We start from the raw sequence: 17,340 nt of genomic DNA on the forward strand, positions 1-17,340 counted from the left end.
TTTCCTATTAGTCTAAGAAAGGAAGGAATTCGAAGGGCACATAGATTAACTATTGCTGCCCTTTTCTTAAAAACAGAATATGACAATAGAGAAAAACAATCAGTCAAATTTTTTCACAATTAAACAAAAGACAAAAAAAGAACCAATTTTATTATTGGTTCTTTCCTTTACACTTAGCTTTCTTTAAATGGAGAAGGCGGGATTCGAACCCGCGCACCGGTAACCCGATCTAACGGTTTAGCAAACCGTCCTCTTCAGCCACTTGAGTACTTCTCCTAAATACAATCATTATTTGAATGGCGGTCCGGACGGGACTCGAACCCGCGACCTCCTGCGTGACAGGCAGGCATTCTAACCAACTGAACTACCGGACCAATATAATCGTGGCGGAGGAAGAGGGATTCGAACCCCCGCGCGGTGTAACCCGCCTGTCGGTTTTCAAGACCGATCCCTTCAGCCAAACTTGGGTATTCCTCCGTTTTTTAAGAAAGATTAAAGTAGCGGCGGAGGGGATCGAACCCCCGACCTCACGGGTATGAACCGTACGCTCTAGCCAGCTGAGCTACACCGCCATAATACTAATTACTAAAGGGCGATCGATGGGAATCGAACCCACGAATGTCGGAGCCACAATCCGATGCGTTAACCACTTCGCCACGACCGCCATGGCTCTTTTTCTTTGGCAGGGGCAGCAGGAATTGAACCCACACCAGAGGTTTTGGAGACCTCTGTTCTACCTTTAAACTATGCCCCTATCATGGTGGAGGGGGACGGATTCGAACCGCCGAACCCTGAGGGAGCGGATTTACAGTCCGCCGCGTTTAGCCACTTCGCTACCCCTCCAGAAGCTATTTCAAATGAATATTAAATGGTGGCTCGGGACGGAATCGAACCGCCGACACAAGGATTTTCAGTCCTTTGCTCTACCGACTGAGCTACCGAGCCATAAACTTAATCAACTATGTCCTTTTCAACGACATTAATAACTTTATCATGTTTTATCCTTTGGGTCAATATCTTTTTTATTATTATTTACAAAACCAAATCTCTAATATCTTTATCAAACATATAGGATTTATTTTCAAATAACATAGGTACCAATGTCCATAAATAAATCTTAAAACTTTTAATATCAACGAAATAAAAAACTATCCATTCCCTAATTTATGGGTGGATAGCTTTTCTTTTCTTTTTCAAAAAACTATTTTTTACTTATTGCCACTCTCCATTGTTCTGGTCCTTCTTCTAAATATTCCCAGTTAAACGTCCCTTCTCGTTCAATTAAAAATTGGTAGTATAATGGTTTTGGGTCATGATCATTTGTTAATTCCATTGATTGTCCAGATTCCAATCCATCAAAAGCTTCAAATATTTTTGTATGGCGATATTTTGGTTCAATATCTGGCGCATAAATTTTTGTAGTAAATTCCATAGTTAAAACCTCCAATTTGTTTCATCTCTGCATCATTTTACGCTACTATTATTCTTATAGCTGTGATTATTATCACTAATAGGTTGTGTTTTTTATCATTACCACCTTTATTAAATTAATTACACGATTTTTATATATACATAACAACGTGGGGAGTATAAGTATATTACCGATGAAGGAAGGATAGTTTTATGGACCAAGCTTCAATTAAAAAGATTTTACAAAGTTTTCCTTTATTCATAAATCTAGAAGAACATGAATTGGATGCTATTGTAGAATTAGCTCAGATTCGTACTTTTCAAAAAGAAACACACATTTTCTTACAGGGAGAGATTCTTTCCAACGTTTATTTTATATTTGATGGAAAAGTGAAGATTTATCGTCTTGATGCACAGGGGAATGAACAAATTGTGAATGTTCTTAATAAAGGAGCCATGTTTCCACACCAAGGATTTTTCCGAAACGATTCCTATCCAGCAAACGCGGTAGCCTTAGAGAATGCCCTTTTATTCTACATACCGATTCATTCCTTTGAACAGTTTTTAATAAAGAACCCTGTAATCTGCATTAAAATATTTCGCATCTTAGGTGATCAAATTGTTGATTTACAAAATCGATTAGAGGAAAAAATTTTATACAATACTTATGAACAAATATTACTTCTTATACTCCGGTTAACCAAAAATCACGGTGAGAGATTAATTGATACAACCTATCGAATTACAACACAATTTACAAATCGAGACTTAGCTAACATGATTGGTTCTAGCCGTGAAACCATCAGTCGAACATTTTCCCAATTGAGAAAGAAAAATTTAATCGATACTGATAGCAACGGGTTTTTAATAATTGATACTGACAAACTAAAGGAAGAGCTAATATAATCCCTTTAAAAATCATTTAGGCACNCTTTTTTATTATTATTTACAAAACCAAATCTCTAATATCTTTATCAAACATATAGGATTTATTTTCAAATAACATAGGTACCAATGTCCATAAATAAATCTTAAAACTTTTAATATCAACGAAATAAAAAACTATCCATTCCCTAATTTATGGGTGGATAGCTTTTCTTTTCTTTTTCAAAAAACTATTTTTTACTTATTGCCACTCTCCATTGTTCTGGTCCTTCTTCTAAATATTCCCAGTTAAACGTCCCTTCTCGTTCAATTAAAAATTGGTAGTATAATGGTTTTGGGTCATGATCATTTGTTAATTCCATTGATTGTCCAGATTCCAATCCATCAAAAGCTTCAAATATTTTTGTATGGCGATATTTTGGTTCAATATCTGGCGCATAAATTTTTGTAGTAAATTCCATAGTTAAAACCTCCAATTTGTTTCATCTCTGCATCATTTTACGCTACTATTATTCTTATAGCTGTGATTATTATCACTAATAGGTTGTGTTTTTTATCATTACCACCTTTATTAAATTAATTACACGATTTTTATATATACATAACAACGTGGGGAGTATAAGTATATTACCGATGAAGGAAGGATAGTTTTATGGACCAAGCTTCAATTAAAAAGATTTTACAAAGTTTTCCTTTATTCATAAATCTAGAAGAACATGAATTGGATGCTATTGTAGAATTAGCTCAGATTCGTACTTTTCAAAAAGAAACACACATTTTCTTACAGGGAGAGATTCTTTCCAACGTTTATTTTATATTTGATGGAAAAGTGAAGATTTATCGTCTTGATGCACAGGGGAATGAACAAATTGTGAATGTTCTTAATAAAGGAGCCATGTTTCCACACCAAGGATTTTTCCGAAACGATTCCTATCCAGCAAACGCGGTAGCCTTAGAGAATGCCCTTTTATTCTACATACCGATTCATTCCTTTGAACAGTTTTTAATAAAGAACCCTGTAATCTGCATTAAAATATTTCGCATCTTAGGTGATCAAATTGTTGATTTACAAAATCGATTAGAGGAAAAAATTTTATACAATACTTATGAACAAATATTACTTCTTATACTCCGGTTAACCAAAAATCACGGTGAGAGATTAATTGATACAACCTATCGAATTACAACACAATTTACAAATCGAGACTTAGCTAACATGATTGGTTCTAGCCGTGAAACCATCAGTCGAACATTTTCCCAATTGAGAAAGAAAAATTTAATCGATACTGATAGCAACGGGTTTTTAATAATTGATACTGACAAACTAAAGGAAGAGCTAATATAATCCCTTTAAAAATCATTTAGGCACACTCACTAGTATATGTGATTTTCGTCACACCTAATTTCATTGATAATGATTATCATATAGTTAGAACATGTCGGGAAGGTGATTAGATGGATAATAAGAATATATTTGAATTAGATGTTCGTGAAGATTTACGGCTAAAAAAAGAGCCTTTCGATAAAATAATGAGCGCTGTAAAACAATTACAAGATGGACAAGACCTTGTTTTACATGCACCATTCAACCCAGTCCCTCTACATAAAGTACTAGGGCGAAAGGGATTCGACAATCAAGTAGAAAAGATTGAAAAGAATCATTGGAAAGTAATATACACGAAAAGGGAGGATACGAATGAAAACTCTTGATAACCGTGGGCTAGAACCACCTCAACCAATGATGCGTACGTTAAAAAGTTTAGAAAAAATGGAGAAAGGTGAGCAACTCGTCATTATAAATGATCGCCGGCCAATGTTTTTATATGAAGAATTAGAGGAGCTCGGCTACTTACATGAAACGGAAGCACAAGACGATGGAAGTTATAAAATTACGATTACGAAAACTGGTGATTAATGGATGGTTAGTACAGATTTAAAAACAGATACAAACGTAAAACTTCCCGTTAGTTTTATCGTATATGGCCTAATCGCTTTTGTTGCAGCACAGTTCATTTTATTTCTGAACAGTAACGAAGTACTAACTGGACAATTTCGCATCCCTCATGTTTGGATGTCTGCACACTTTTTAACGCTTGGCTTTGCAGTTATGACGGCTATGGGTGCGATGTATCAGCTTGTTCCAGTTGCTTTCCTCACACCAATTTGGAATCAAACATTTGGCTTTTTTCAATTTTTTGTGACAGCCATTGGCGTTACTTTGTTTGCAATTCTTTTAGGTTTCCGAACAAATCTAGCTATTTACGGTGGAGCACTTACCATCATTGGTATATTAATGTTTTTATTTCAAATGGCAAAAACAATTTCTATACAAAAAGAAAAGACTACGATGACTTATTTTGTCATTGCGGCGTTAATTTGTTTTTTTCTTACAATTGCTGCTGGATTTTTACTAGCTTGGAATTTAGCTTACGGTAGCACTGATTATCACGTCAATATACTGTACTCCCATATCACTTTAGGGGTTACTGGATGGTTTACACTGTTAATTTTTGGTTTATCTTACAAATTAGTTCCAATGTTTAGCCTATCTCATGGGTTTACGATGAAATGGGCAAGACCGGCATATATGGTGTATTTGTTCGGACTAGTTTCCACGATACTTTCTTATTGGGTCAATATCCCAACGATTAGTGTTATTGGTTTTTTCTTGTTATTCCTAGGTTTTTGGTTTTTCGCTTTAGATATGAATGAAATCATTTCTAAGAGAATAAAAAAGAAACTAGATCAACCGTTCTCTTTTTCATTATTTGCTATCATAAATGGATTAATCGTTCATTTTCTAGCCTTTATCGTTACATTATTTAATATTCATACAGAAAATCTTTGGTCATGGTTAATCTATCTTTATATAGTAACTTGGATTCTTTTTAGTATTTTGGGTTATTTATATAAGATTGTTCCATTTCTATGGTGGACACATAAATATTCGGAAAAGGTTGGCAAAGAAAAAGTACCCACACTTAAAGAGATGATGGATGAAAAATTAGGTGTGACCTTATATTGGCTATTTATTATTAGTACGTTAGGAATTATAGTAAGTGTTGGTATACAAAGCGGCATTAGTTTATATGTCTTTACAGCAATTATGACGCTTACTTCTATCGTCTATGCATACTCCATCATCAAAGTTTTATTAAAGTAGCGAAAGGAGTTTTATTTTTATGACATTAAAAGAACAAATTATTGAAGCACTTCGAGATGTATTAGATCCTGAGCTTGGTATAAATATTGTTGATTTAGGACTTGTATATGAAATTGATATTGATGAGGATAAAAACGTTGTAATTAAAATGACTTTAACAACACCAGGTTGTCCAATGCATGATAGTATTAGTTTTGGTGTACAAAATCGTCTACATCAAATTGAAGAAATTGGAAATATTGATGTTCAACTAGTATGGGAGCCACGATGGGACCCAAGTCGGATGAGCGATCGTGCTAAAGAACTGTTATGGGGAGTATAGAAGTTTGAAATCGAACAGGCTGTCAAGAAATTTCGGACAGCCTGTTTTTATTTAATGAAAAAAAGCCCTTTATCAAAAGAGCTTTTAAATAACGACTAAAGTGGCAGTCATTTCCGGATGGCCTTGTCCACAGTATACATTACAACGAATTTTATATTCTCCTCGTTTTGTAGGTGTGAACGAAGCTTGTCCTTGACCTGCTAAATTAACACCTAATCCATCAATAGTAAGACCGTGATAGCCTTCATCACTTGAAAATGATATCGTTACTTTCTTTCCAGACTTTACAATAAATTTCTTTTCGTTATATTTAAAGTTTTTGGCTGTAATTTTCAAATTGTTCGATGCAAGCTTCCTATCATTTTGATGTTCTGAAGGGCTTGCAACTAATTTTGGAATTTTACCTTCATAAGCGATAATTTTCCCAACTGCTCCTTTTTGCGCATCATTGAATTGGTGTGTAACAAATTTATATTCCCCCGCTTCTTTCAGCGTAAACTCAACGACAGCACCACCACTTGCGGGAAGTTCAACTGTTTGCATACCTTCCAAATGATTACTTGGATTTCCGTCCAAATAGACGTCGTCAAACATTGAGCCAATGACATGAAAACTAGACGTTCTATTTGGGCCCATGTTTGCAATATAAAAACGAATTTTCTCTCCCGCTTTTGCTTGAAAAGGAGTATCGATTAGAGCACCGACCGTCCCATTTGTATTTAGATCACCTTTATGAAGTGCTTTTGTCGAGAAAACGACCTGTGACGGGTTTCCATTTGTCATATCATCAATATCATTGTATTGGTACCACTCATTTTGAATAACAACAAACTCCCGACTCACTTCTTCGTCTGTCGGATAACCACTGTTCGGTTTAACAATAATCATTCCATGCATGCCGTTACCGATATGCAATAGCACTGGATCCGTTCCACAATGGTACATGAATACACCTGGATTTGATGCTTCATATACGAATGTTCCTTCCTTATTCGGCTCAACATTAGCAAATGCTTTATTTGGAGCCGCATGGACAGCATGGAAGTCCATACTATGTGGCATTGCTGGGTCCATATTCTTCAAAGTAAAATGAATTGTATCGCCCTCATTTACAACTAGTAACGGTCCCGGCGCCTGTCCATTAAATGTCCACGCTTTGTATTTGTATCCGTCTTTAACTTCAATATCCGTAATTTGTGCTGTCATTTTTATATAAACATCGTGCCCAGAACGCTTTACTTCTGGTTCAGTTGGTTGTTGATTTAAATTTTGATGTTCTGGCATTAATTGATTTACTTCGTTACCAGTATCCATCATCATTGTATTCTCGTGATGCGACATATGCATGCCCATACCAGAACTCATCGCTAGATTCGTATCTGTCACATTTAAACGAATTAAAGAAAAAATAATTATTAGCCAAAATATTATCAGTGCTGCCCATTTGAATTTATTCGGCATATACTCACCCTTTCAAACGGATTTTCTACGTTCCCAATGATTATTATAAACGTTTAGTCGTAATTTTTTTGTGATATAAATCACTTGTTTGTGTTATTAGCAAACTATTACTTATTATTATAGTAAAAATATTATAGGGGGTATAGGAATTGTTCTTTCCAGTTTTTCTCCGGAAAGAAAAAAAGCCCTCACACATCATGCGAGGAAAAATAAATCATTTGTCATAGTAGAGGTATGTTTCGTATTCAAAATTACATAAGAATATTTACTAACGTACCGACTTTTTCAATTTCTACTTCAATACGATCACCTGATTGAAGCCATTTTTGCTTTTCTTCAGAATATCCCATGATAACTCCATCAGGTGTTCCTGTAAAAATAAGATCGCCTGGTTGTAATGTAAAGTGTTTCGATACATAACTTATAATTTTAGCGATAGAAAAAATCATATGGCGTGTATTTGAAGACTGCCTAATTTCACCATTTACCCGGCATTCAATCTGTAAGTTTGTCGGGTCGACTATCTCGTCACTCGTAACTAAATAAGGACCAACCGGGGCAAATGAATCTAGCGACTTTCCTAATAACCATTGGCCTGATAAAAACTGAAGACTACGTGCCGATAAATCATTTCCACAAGTATAACCGAAGACATAGTCCAATGCATTCGTCTCCGAAATATTCTTTGCTTCTTTCCCTATCATAATTACTAGTTCTGCTTCGTAATCAACTTTTTCGTCATTTTCTGGAAGATTAATTGTTTGATTATGAGCTGCTAAAGTATTATTAAATTTACTAAAAAGAACTGGGTTTTTCGGTAATTCCATTAATGTTTCTTCTACATGATTCCTATAGTTTAATCCGACACAAATAATTTTTTCTGGATGCGAAATAATTGGTGCAAATGTAATTTCTTCTTCCTGTAATAGATTCTCTTCGTACTCTGCTATATTCAGTAATAGATGTATTGATGATTGTCCACCTTTTAAAATCTCCTCTATTGTATGTGGAATCTCTATATTTTTCTGATGAGCCAATGCTTTTAAATCAATAATCCCCTTATCCACCTTAAGACCTAGTCTTATTTCTCCATTTCGATAAAAATGTAAAAATTTCATAAATATCCCCTTTCATTCGTTTTATTTTATTTTATCAATAATTGTGTGTTTTTTCTAAATTAATCGTTATTTTACAGAAACAACTCGATTTTGATTAATTCCATTACTTTTATCAGATAATAAAACTAAAATGAGAAAGGATCATTATTATGAAGAAACGAGGAATTCAATTAACACTTCAAACTTCAAGTCTAATCGTCGGTTTCATGGTCTGGGTACTTTTATCGTCTCTTATGACTTATATTAAAGAAGACATAGCACTGACTTCTGGTCAAGCATCAATCGTTACTGCTGTACCTGTCATTTTAGGTTCGCTTTTACGAATCCCCCTTGGCTTTTATAGTGACCGATTCGGAGCAAGATTAATTTTTAGTATTAGTTTTCTTATACTTTTATTTCCCGTTTTTTTTATTAGTACTGCCGATTCATTCATCGATTTAATTATTGGAGGATTATTTTTAGGTATAGGAGGAGCAACTTTTTCAATCGGCGTAACATCGCTACCAAAGTACTATCCGAAAGAAAGACATGGTTTCATTAATGGCGTTTATGGTGTTGGTAACGCCGGAACTGCAATTACAACTTTTGGAGCACCAATTTTAGCAAGTTCGATTGGCTGGCAAGGAACCGTACGTCTTTATTTAATTCTCTTACTCGCTTTTATTGCCTTAATCTTCGTATTTGGAGATCGTAAAGAAGTAAAAGTAAAAAAATCGATGGTTGAGCAAATTCAAGGGGTTTATAAAAATGCAACATTATGGTTCTTAAGCCTGTTTTACTTTATTACTTTCGGAGCTTTTGTCGCGTTTACCGTGTTTTTACCAAGTTTTTTAGTAACTTATTTTGGATTAGACCCTGTAGATGCTGGACTTAGAACAGGATTCTTTATTATTTTAGCAACGGCAATGCGACCAATTGGCGGATTTTTAGCAGATAAATTTAATGCGTTTATTATATTAATGCTCGTATTTTGTTTTGTCTCTTTATCAGGAATTCTACTTGCTTTTTCTCCGGATATTAAGTGGTACACTGTAGGCGCATTGTCAGTAGCTGTTTCAGCTGGTATCGGTAATGGAACGATTTTTAAACTTGTTCCCTTATATTTTTCAAACCAAGCAGGAGTTGTAAACGGCATTGTTTCAGCAATGGGTGGTCTTGGTGGATTTTTTCCTCCTTTATTACTAACAGCGGTAAATAATATGACCGGGCAATATGCAATAGCTTTTATGTTAATGTCTGAATTTGCACTTGTCAGCTTTGTCATTGTTGCTTTTATGTATTATCAAGAAAAATTAGCTACGATGCGAAACTCGAAGCTTAATTAAAAAAATATGCAATAATTATAAAACCAGGCGTAATAGTAGCCTGGTTTTTTTACTTGGTAAAAATGGTTCGTACCTTCTTATTATATTTTTTGTCTTTTATAATTTGATCTTGACCGATATTGCTGCGGTGGTCTAGCTGGATAGCGAATCGGAAAACTAAAGATGTGAACAAGCCGAGTGAACGGAATCGACGCAAAAAGAGCAAAGGCCGAAACGATATGAAATTTGAACAAAAACGGAACACCATGCATTAGTTCATATTTCGGTTGGAATATAAATAAACTACGGAACCACGGTCCTATTGTTTCACGGTACTCGTATGGGTAGACTGTTAAATTAAATATAATCGTCATGTAAGTACCTGTTGCAGCGACAAAAAGAACGGCGAGAACTGAAAAATAGTCAGCGAATGTCGCTTTCACCCTTACCGGATCAATTGTAATCTTTCTTATTAATAGTATAACTAGTCCAACTACTACCATCAGTCCAGCTAATCCACCACCGTAAATTGCTCCAAAATGATAGAGGTGGTCTGGTATACCTAACGCATTATAAAACTCTAACGGAATAACGACTCCCATGATGTGACCAATAAAAGCGAAAATAATACCATAGTGGAATAGTGGAGACCCAATTCGCAACCACTTCTTTTCGAAAAAATTTGTTGAAGGTGCAGCCCAAGTAAGTTGTCTAAAAGCGTAACGATATAATAAACCTACAATCATAATTGTTAAGGTTAAATACGGAAATACTACCCAAAAAAAGAGATCGGTCATACATGTACCTCCCTGATGTCATTTGTAAGTTTACCCGATTATTGATACATAATCGGGTATGGTAATTCTTCCAAATCGGCCTCTTCTCGACCCTTTTCTAATTGTTGCAATTCTTCTTTCGTAGGTTGAGAAAAAACATACTTCATAAGCATTGTAAATACACCAAAATAAGGGTTGTTTTCAAATAAATTCTCTTTCATATAACTCAATGCAACGCCAATTCTCTTTTTTAATCGTTCAATTTCTGAGTTTTCAGGTGCAACTGTTAGAAACTCAAGCAGCATCGGTATGTAGTCAGCTAACTCTTCACCTACTCGTTCAAATCCAGCATGATTAATGATTTTTTGTAGTTTTATTAAAGCAGCTCCTCGACGGTTACTATCTCCTAACTCATGAGCTGTTAAATAAAGACCTAGTTTTGTTTTTAAATCAAACGTTTCAACATAAAGCTCTTTTAACTGTATATCACTAAAAGTTACGAATGGCCTATACATCATTCGAATTTCTTCTTTTACTGTTGATGAAGCGATTGTATGTTGAACAAACTCTTCTACTTCTTCAAGAAGCTCTTTCAATCCTACATCAGGATAATCTAAAAGCCGAGATGCAACGAGGAGAATCGTTCTATGTTCATTATTCATTGACTCTCTCTCACTTTCATCATGCCGTATCTTGGGTTCATTCCTTCTTTCGGAGCTAGTTCCTCTAAACTACAAGCACCTTGCTTATAAAAGAGGTCATCATCCATTTCTCTTCGACCAGTTGGGATTACGTATCGTTCTTTGTACTTGGCAACACCTAATAATCGAGCCATTTCCACTACTTCTTCTGGTGTTGTTTCGGCTTCTTTTAATAATTCACTTTGACGGAATTCATCGACACCTCCAACTGTTTTTCCACGCATGAAGACACGCATCGCTGTTAATTTTAGCAACACTTTACGTACTACACTCACATCATCTGCAGCTAAAATAGACGCTAAGTATTCGATTGGAATCCGCATTTGTTCAACGGCTGGAATATAACCATCTGTGTTTAGCTCATCCTCATTTGTTATATGGTTCATAATTGGGCTGAGTGGAGGCACATACCAAACCATTGGTAATGTTCGATATTCCGGATGAAGTGGTAATGCAATCTTCCACTTCATTGCCATTTTATAAATTGGCGACTCTTTCGCTGCTTCAATCCACGAATCGTTAATTCCAGCTTCTCTCGCTTTTTCTTGAATTTCCGGGTCAAATGGATCAAGGAAACAAGCAAGCTGGGCTTCATATAAATCTTGTGGATCCTCGACTGAAGCGGCCGCTTTTACTTTATCAGCATCATATAAAACAACGCCAATATAACGAATTCGTCCAACACAAGTTTCCGAGCAAATGGTTGGCAGTCCTGCTTCAGTTCGTGGATAACAGAAATTACATTTTTCCGCCTTATGTGTATTCCAATTATAGTAAACTTTATGGTATGGACAGCCGTTTTGACAAAAACGCCAACCACGACATGCATCATGGTCAACTAAGACAATTCCGTCTTCATCGCGTTTATATAGCGCCCCTGTTGGACAGGAAGCGACACAAGATGGGTTTAAGCAATGTTCACAGATTCGCGGCAAATACATCATGAACGTTTTTTCATATTCAGCTTTAATATGTTCTTGTAATTTCTCAACGTTCGGGTCGTTTTTTATATTTTCACTTCCCCCAGCCAAGTCATCATCCCAGTTTGAACCCCATTCTGGTTTATCAATATATTTTCCAGTAATTTGTGAAATTGGCCGTGCTACCGGTAGATTGTCTCTTTTCGGGCTATGAATTAAGTTGTCATAATCATATGTCCACGGTTCATAAAAATCTTCCATCTCCGCCATATTCGGATTGTAAAAGATATTTGCGAGTTTCGAGATTGGTCCACCTGCACGTAATTTCAATTTTCCATTTTCTAAAACCCAACCGCCTTTATAACGTTTCGTATCTTCCCACCGTTTCGGATAGCCGACACCAGGTCTTGTTTCTACGTTATTAAACCACATATACTCAGTTCCCGGACGATTTGTCCACGTATTTTTACATGTTACCGAACAAGTATGGCAACCGATACATTTGTCTAGGTGCATGACCATTGCTACTTGTGCCTTAATTCTCAAGCCAATCTACCTCCTTCAACGGTCTAATGATGGCCATCGTGTCACGTTGGTGTCCAGTCGGACCATAATAATTGAATCCATAACTTAATTGAGAATATCCTCCTATCATATGGGTCGGCTTTAATGTAATTCGGGTAATACTATTATGCGTTCCACCTCGTTTTTTGTTAATGGCTGTTCCTGGTACCCCCATCGTCCGGTCTTGTGCATGATACATATAACACATCCCTTTTGGAATTCGGTAAGTAATGACTGCCCTTGCTGCAACGACCCCATTACGGTTGTATACTTCAATAAAGTCGTTATCCTTTACTCCAATAGAAGCCGCATCTTCTTCATTCATCCAGACAACTTGCCAGCCTCGGAATAATTGAACCATTGGCGTTGCTTCCGTAAACATTGTGTGAATACCCCATTTTTGGTGAGGAGTTAAATAACGTAAAGTAATTGAATTTCCTGTATCTGGCACACCGTGTTCATTTTTTGTAAAAGGTGCTTTTTGTAATGGTGGTAGATACAAAGGAAGACCTTCACCACAATCTAAAATCATTTCATGGTCAAGATAAAAACTTTGCCGACCAGTTAACGTACGCCACGGAATATTATATTCCGTATTTACTGTAAACGGTGAATAGCGTCGTCCGTCTTTTTCTAGTCCACTCCAAATTGGAGTTGATATAGATACACGTGGTTGAATGGTTAAAGCATCTAACGTATAATCCTCTTCCTCACGTGGTTTTGCAATCTCAGTTAAGTTTTGACCTGTTTTTTCCTCTAATGACTTCCAACCTTCAACGGCACGTTTTCCGTTTGTTGCACCCGACATTAATAAAATAGCATTAATCGCTTTTTGATCCGTATATAAATCAGGATGGCCCTTTCCTATACCTTCACGTTGGTTTACGCCAATCCGATCTTTTAACTCGTCATAAACTTGCTCTCCAGGAATTTTTATTCCTTTACCACCATATCCTTTTCTTAACTCTGGTCCAATTGACGTCATCTTATGGAATACATTCGGATAATCTCGTTTTACTATTTTTAGATGAGGCATTGTTTTTCCTGGAATTGCCTCAACTTCTCCTTTTCGCCAATCTTTTATTTTTCCATATTCTTGTGCAATCTCATCTTGTGAATCATGTCCGAGTGGACGCATGATAATTTCTTCTGTTTCCGGTAAATATTTTGCTGCTAATTCTGAAAAAACTCTTGCTATTTCACGGAACGTATCCCAGTCACTTTTCGCTTGCCACGGTGGGCTAATTGCTGCATTAAACGGATGAATAAATGGATGCATATCCGTACTACTAATGTCATACTTTTCATACCATGTAGCGGCTGGTAATACAATATCAGAGAATAAACCTGAACTTGTCATCCGAAAGTCGATGCTTACAAATAAATCCGCTTTACCTTCTGGTGCTTCATCGGAAACATTAACTGTCTCTGGTTGCCAACAGTTCTCTGGTTCAGATAGTACTTGGTTTTCGCCACCGATAAAATGTTTAGCAAAATATTCATGACCTTTACCACTATCTCCTAAAAGGTTTGAACGCCAATTGAAAAAGACACGTGGGAAATTTCGTGGATCATTTGGATTTTCAATCGCCCATTCGATTTCTCCATCTATTATTTTCTTAACAACTTGATCAATAATTTCCTGTTCAGACTTTGCTCCATTTTCTCGAGCCTCTTTAACAATATCAATCGAGTTTTGCGAGAACTGTGGGAAAGATGGCAACCAACCAAGCCTGGCTGAGAGTGCATTTACATCTGCCGGGTGCATATACGTATATTTTCCATTCCACCGGTTTTGCTTCATATTTTCTTTTGTTTCATAGCGGAATTGTTCTGTTGCAAAATAAAAGAAAGAAGTTCCATTTTGTAATCTTGGCGCTACACCCCAATCACTTGCAAACGAAACTACATTCCAACCTTCTGATGGACGCACCTTTTCCTGACCAACATAATGAGCCCAACCGCCGCCATTCACACCTTGTGAGCCAGTTAAAAGAACGAGGTTTAATATAGAACGATAAATTTGATCACTATGATGCCAATGGTTTGTACCTCCACCCATAGCAATCATTGATTTCCCTTTTGTTCTTGCTGCATTATCGGCGAATTCTTTAGCCACTTGAATGACATGGTTCCGATGTACACCTGTAATACTTTCTTGCCATGCAGGTGTGTATGGACTTAGATCATCATAATCTTTTGGATAGTCACCTGGCAAACCACGGTTCACACCAACATGAGCCATCATTAAATCGTATACTGTTGTGATTTTTATCGTATGGCCGTTTGTATCTTCTATATGTTTTACAGGAACACTACGCCTAATAACTCCGCCTTCTTCTTCAGCAAAATAAGGAAATGTTACTTCGACAACTTCATCCGAATGATTTAGAAAACTTAATTGCGGATTAATTTCTGTCCCATCTTCCTTCTTCAATTCAAGATTCCATTTACTGTCATCATCCCACCGGAATCCTTGACTGCCATTAGGTATTTCCATTTTATTTGCGTCTTCATCCCAAACAACGGTCTTCCATTCGGCTAATTTTTGTTTATCACTAATATCAGATGCTCGTAAAAAATTGTCTGTACGATATTCATTTCCGGTTTGTTTTAACGTAACTAAAAACGGTAAATCGGTAAACCGTTTAACATAATCGATAAAATAAGGGATTTGTTGTTTCACATAAAATTCATTCAATATAACATGGGTCATCGCCATGGCAAGGGCACCGTCTGTCCCTGCACGTGCCGGTAACCATATGTCAGCAAACTTATCATACTCTGCATAGTCTGGACTCACTCCAACTACTTTTGTCCCGTTATATCTCGCTTCGACCATAAAATGTGCGTCTGGTGTGCGTGTTTGTGGTAAATTTGTACCCCAAATAATAAAATATTTTGCATTGTACCAATCTGCACTTTCTGGTACATCTGTTTGTTCACCCCATACTTGCGGGGAAGCAGGAGGTAAGTCGGCATACCAATCGTAGAAACTTAATATTGTCGCACCTATTAATGAAAGAAAACGGGCCCCACCAGCATAACTTACCATCGACATCGCAGGAATCGGACTAAAACCAGCTACTCGATCTGGTCCGTATTTTTTAATTGTATAAATAATCGAACTTGAAATAAGTTCACATAATTCTTTCCAATCAGCTCGGACAAAGCCACCTTTACCACGTGTTTTTACATATTTATTTCTTTTTTGTGGATTAGTAACAATGTTTTCCCATGCTTTTATTGGATTCTCTTCGACACTTCGTTCAGCTTTCCACAATTCATATAGATCTGAACGGACATAGGGATATTTCACACGTGCTGGACTATATGTATACCAAGAAAATGATGCGCCACGAGGACAGCCTCTTGGTTCATATTCTGGATAATCGTCTCCTGTTGAAGGGTAATCTGTTTGTTGTGTTTCAGATGTAATAATTCCATCCTTCACATAGATCTTCCAACTACATGATCCTGTACAGTTTACTCCATGAGTGGAGCGAACTATTTTATCGTGTTGCCATCTCCGTCTATAAATTTCCTCAGCATCTCTTGACCTTGGACTTTCTTCTGTCCAACCTTTATTTATGACATTTCCACGACGAAGATGTTTAAAATGGTCAAACAATTTATTTTTTTGTTTAGCCACAGAAACCTCCCCCTTCTCTTGTTATCTCAATTGGATTAAAGCGATCCCCGACAATTCGATAGCTTTCTTCACCTGCTTCCAATTCCTCTAGAAAAACCTTTAATGTTGGCGCGTTAACTGCAACAAGAATGAGTCGTTCCAATGTTTGTAGCTCGCTAATTTGATAAATTGTCTCAATTATTCCCGATGCAATTTCACCGAACCGAAGTCGTAACACATATATTAACTCTTCTCGATCTTGTACCAAATCTGCTTCTCGTTCGAAAACAAACAAATTACTACCCCCTAGCCTAATAAATTTATGGAGTCATCATTTTAAAGTAGTCATCTTTTAATACTTGAATACATTTTTCCCCAACTTTTGTAAGAAATTCCTTTAAATCATCGTTTTGTTTAGTTATGGAATGATTGGTGAAATATTGTTCCATCCGATGGGTAAAATTTTCACCAAACATAATGATGATCTGAATACCATCCTCATTTTTAATTCCGTCTGCCTGAAAATCGTACGGTTGGATATTAAAATTATTTTCTAACTCAGATAAAACAAAACGATATAAGCTGGGAGAGATTGTATGTAATGGTGTTGATTGTTTATTTGACATTTCCGACCAAACTCCTAATCGATTAATGATGTGGTAAGATTCTTTCCTCTTCAAAGTTGTGATACGTATCCACATGGACTAATGCGTATAGTTGATGTAAAATTTCTTCATTGAAACCATCTGACTCCAGTTGAGTTTTAATTTGTTTTACAAAGTAGCGCATTGTATTGTGGTCACGTGTTAACTCAATGATTGAATTTTTTAGCTCTGGTGACTCTTCTACTAACTCTTGATAAAGACCTTCTTCCTCTGCTTGTGCATGTCTAAGCGTACGTGTTTCCCAATGTTCAATAGCAACGAGAGCTGTTTGATGTGCCTTTTCTAATTGCCCATCTCTTATTAATTTTGCAATAATCTCATTTAATTCTTTCGCCTCCTCTAGCGCAGCCTCATGAATAGCCGAATGACTATCAACATGTTTCAAACCTGGTCCTGACATTTAAACATTCTCCTTTCATA

At 36.4% G+C, this 17,340-nt stretch carries 17 protein-coding genes, 8 tRNA genes and 1 pseudogene; 7 read left to right on the forward strand and 19 right to left on the reverse strand.

Translation table 11 applies throughout. The annotated features are described in order from the left end of the window. Nucleotides 1–188: 188 nt before the first annotated feature. From BN2144_RS17255 to BN2144_RS17295, 9 genes are all read right to left on the reverse strand, one after another. A tRNA-Ser gene (locus tag BN2144_RS17255) sits at nucleotides 189–276 on the reverse strand. 21 nt (nucleotides 277–297) lie between these two features. Then, nucleotides 298–374 (reverse strand) — tRNA-Asp (locus BN2144_RS17260). A gap of 10 nt (nucleotides 375–384) precedes the next feature. Then, nucleotides 385–477, reverse strand: a tRNA-Ser gene (locus BN2144_RS17265). Between the two features lie 21 nt (nucleotides 478–498). After that, nucleotides 499–572 (reverse strand) — tRNA-Met (locus BN2144_RS17270). A gap of 19 nt (nucleotides 573–591) precedes the next feature. Continuing rightward, a tRNA-His gene (locus BN2144_RS17275) sits at nucleotides 592–664 on the reverse strand. A 16-nt stretch (nucleotides 665–680) separates the two neighbouring features. Continuing rightward, a tRNA-Trp gene (locus BN2144_RS17280) sits at nucleotides 681–754 on the reverse strand. 4 nt (nucleotides 755–758) lie between these two features. Beyond that, nucleotides 759–843: transfer RNA gene (locus BN2144_RS17285), tRNA-Tyr, on the reverse strand. Between the two features lie 26 nt (nucleotides 844–869). After that, a tRNA-Phe gene (locus tag BN2144_RS17290) sits at nucleotides 870–945 on the reverse strand. A 256-nt stretch (nucleotides 946–1,201) separates the two neighbouring features. Continuing rightward, nucleotides 1,202–1,432, reverse strand: coding sequence for a DUF2249 domain-containing protein (locus BN2144_RS17295; protein WP_033829476.1), 231 nt, complete (start codon nucleotides 1,430–1,432; stop codon nucleotides 1,202–1,204). A 191-nt stretch (nucleotides 1,433–1,623) separates the two neighbouring features. Between BN2144_RS17295 and BN2144_RS17300 the strand changes: the two genes are divergently transcribed. Further along, entirely contained in the window at nucleotides 1,624–2,316 is a 693-nt protein-coding gene (locus BN2144_RS17300; protein WP_033829477.1) for a Crp/Fnr family transcriptional regulator, read from the forward strand. Between the two features lie 209 nt (nucleotides 2,317–2,525). Here BN2144_RS17300 and BN2144_RS17305 read toward each other — a convergent pair whose 3' ends face one another. Further along, a complete protein-coding gene (locus BN2144_RS17305; protein WP_033829476.1) occupies nucleotides 2,526–2,756 on the reverse strand; it encodes a DUF2249 domain-containing protein in 231 nt (76 codons plus the stop codon). A gap of 191 nt (nucleotides 2,757–2,947) precedes the next feature. Here BN2144_RS17305 and BN2144_RS17310 point away from each other — a divergent pair, with 191 nt between their 5' ends. The 5 genes from BN2144_RS17310 (at nucleotide 2,948) to BN2144_RS17330 (ending at nucleotide 5,780) form a co-directional block, all read left to right on the forward strand. Beyond that, nucleotides 2,948–3,640 (forward strand): Crp/Fnr family transcriptional regulator, encoded by a 693-nt coding sequence (locus tag BN2144_RS17310; RefSeq protein WP_033829477.1) that lies wholly within the window; start codon nucleotides 2,948–2,950, stop codon nucleotides 3,638–3,640. A 110-nt stretch (nucleotides 3,641–3,750) separates the two neighbouring features. Further along, on the forward strand, nucleotides 3,751–4,005 hold the full coding sequence (locus BN2144_RS17315; protein ID WP_033829478.1) for a DUF2249 domain-containing protein: 255 nt from the start codon (nucleotides 3,751–3,753) through the stop codon (nucleotides 4,003–4,005). After that, complete coding sequence (locus BN2144_RS17320) at nucleotides 3,992–4,210, forward strand: DUF2249 domain-containing protein (RefSeq protein WP_033829479.1); 219 nt, start codon at nucleotides 3,992–3,994, stop codon at nucleotides 4,208–4,210. The genes BN2144_RS17315 and BN2144_RS17320 overlap by 14 nt, the downstream gene beginning before the upstream one ends. A 3-nt stretch (nucleotides 4,211–4,213) precedes the next feature. Further along, entirely contained in the window at nucleotides 4,214–5,458 is a 1,245-nt protein-coding gene (locus tag BN2144_RS17325; RefSeq protein ID WP_033829480.1) for a hypothetical protein, read from the forward strand. Between the two features lie 19 nt (nucleotides 5,459–5,477). Then, a complete protein-coding gene (locus BN2144_RS17330) occupies nucleotides 5,478–5,780 on the forward strand; it encodes a metal-sulfur cluster assembly factor (RefSeq protein ID WP_033829481.1) in 303 nt (100 codons plus the stop codon). A 417-nt stretch (nucleotides 5,781–6,197) separates the two neighbouring features. Here BN2144_RS17330 and BN2144_RS17335 read toward each other — a convergent pair. Both BN2144_RS17335 and BN2144_RS17340 read right to left on the reverse strand, forming a co-directional pair. Then, nucleotides 6,198–7,055: pseudogene (locus BN2144_RS17335) on the reverse strand (multicopper oxidase domain-containing protein); the annotation flags it as partial. Between the two features lie 437 nt (nucleotides 7,056–7,492). Beyond that, entirely contained in the window at nucleotides 7,493–8,359 is an 867-nt protein-coding gene (locus tag BN2144_RS17340) for a fumarylacetoacetate hydrolase family protein (RefSeq protein WP_033829482.1), read from the reverse strand. A 149-nt stretch (nucleotides 8,360–8,508) separates the two neighbouring features. On the opposite strand from BN2144_RS17340, the gene BN2144_RS17345 reads away from it, so the two are divergent. After that, a complete protein-coding gene (locus BN2144_RS17345; protein ID WP_033829483.1) occupies nucleotides 8,509–9,684 on the forward strand; it encodes a nitrate/nitrite transporter in 1,176 nt (391 codons plus the stop codon). An 80-nt stretch (nucleotides 9,685–9,764) separates the two neighbouring features. On the opposite strand, the gene narI is transcribed toward BN2144_RS17345, so the two are convergent. Genes narI through BN2144_RS17380 form a run of 7 tightly spaced genes read right to left on the reverse strand, consistent with a single transcriptional unit; the run spans nucleotide 9,765 to nucleotide 17,320 of the window. Next, on the reverse strand, nucleotides 9,765–10,460 hold the full coding sequence (gene narI / locus BN2144_RS17350) for a respiratory nitrate reductase subunit gamma (RefSeq protein ID WP_033829484.1): 696 nt from the start codon (nucleotides 10,458–10,460) through the stop codon (nucleotides 9,765–9,767). A gap of 38 nt (nucleotides 10,461–10,498) precedes the next feature. Continuing rightward, nucleotides 10,499–11,101 (reverse strand): nitrate reductase molybdenum cofactor assembly chaperone, encoded by a 603-nt coding sequence (gene narJ / locus BN2144_RS17355; RefSeq protein ID WP_033829485.1) that lies wholly within the window; start codon nucleotides 11,099–11,101, stop codon nucleotides 10,499–10,501. Beyond that, nucleotides 11,098–12,606, reverse strand: coding sequence for a nitrate reductase subunit beta (gene narH / locus BN2144_RS17360; protein WP_042338146.1), 1,509 nt, complete (start codon nucleotides 12,604–12,606; stop codon nucleotides 11,098–11,100). The genes narJ and narH overlap by 4 nt, the downstream gene beginning before the upstream one ends. Further along, nucleotides 12,596–16,276 carry a nitrate reductase subunit alpha gene (locus tag BN2144_RS17365; protein WP_033829486.1) on the reverse strand — a complete coding sequence of 1,227 codons (3,681 nt, stop codon included), beginning with the start codon at nucleotides 16,274–16,276 and terminating at the stop codon, nucleotides 12,596–12,598. The genes narH and BN2144_RS17365 overlap by 11 nt, the downstream gene beginning before the upstream one ends. Beyond that, nucleotides 16,269–16,550: a hypothetical protein gene (locus BN2144_RS17370; protein ID WP_033829487.1), complete on the reverse strand. Its 282-nt coding sequence runs from the start codon at nucleotides 16,548–16,550 to the stop codon at nucleotides 16,269–16,271. Before BN2144_RS17370 ends, BN2144_RS17365 begins: the two co-directional genes overlap by 8 nt. 25 nt (nucleotides 16,551–16,575) lie before the next feature. Beyond that, on the reverse strand, nucleotides 16,576–16,881 hold the full coding sequence (locus tag BN2144_RS17375) for a hypothetical protein (protein ID WP_033829488.1): 306 nt from the start codon (nucleotides 16,879–16,881) through the stop codon (nucleotides 16,576–16,578). 22 nt (nucleotides 16,882–16,903) lie between these two features. Beyond that, a complete protein-coding gene (locus BN2144_RS17380; protein WP_033829489.1) occupies nucleotides 16,904–17,320 on the reverse strand; it encodes a hemerythrin domain-containing protein in 417 nt (138 codons plus the stop codon). Nucleotides 17,321–17,340: the final 20 nt, after the last annotated feature.

Origin of the sequence: Bacillus andreraoultii (assembly GCF_001244735.1) — a bacterium.
Taxonomy (GTDB): Bacteria; Bacillota; Bacilli; order Bacillales; family Caldibacillaceae; genus Caldifermentibacillus; species Caldifermentibacillus andreraoultii.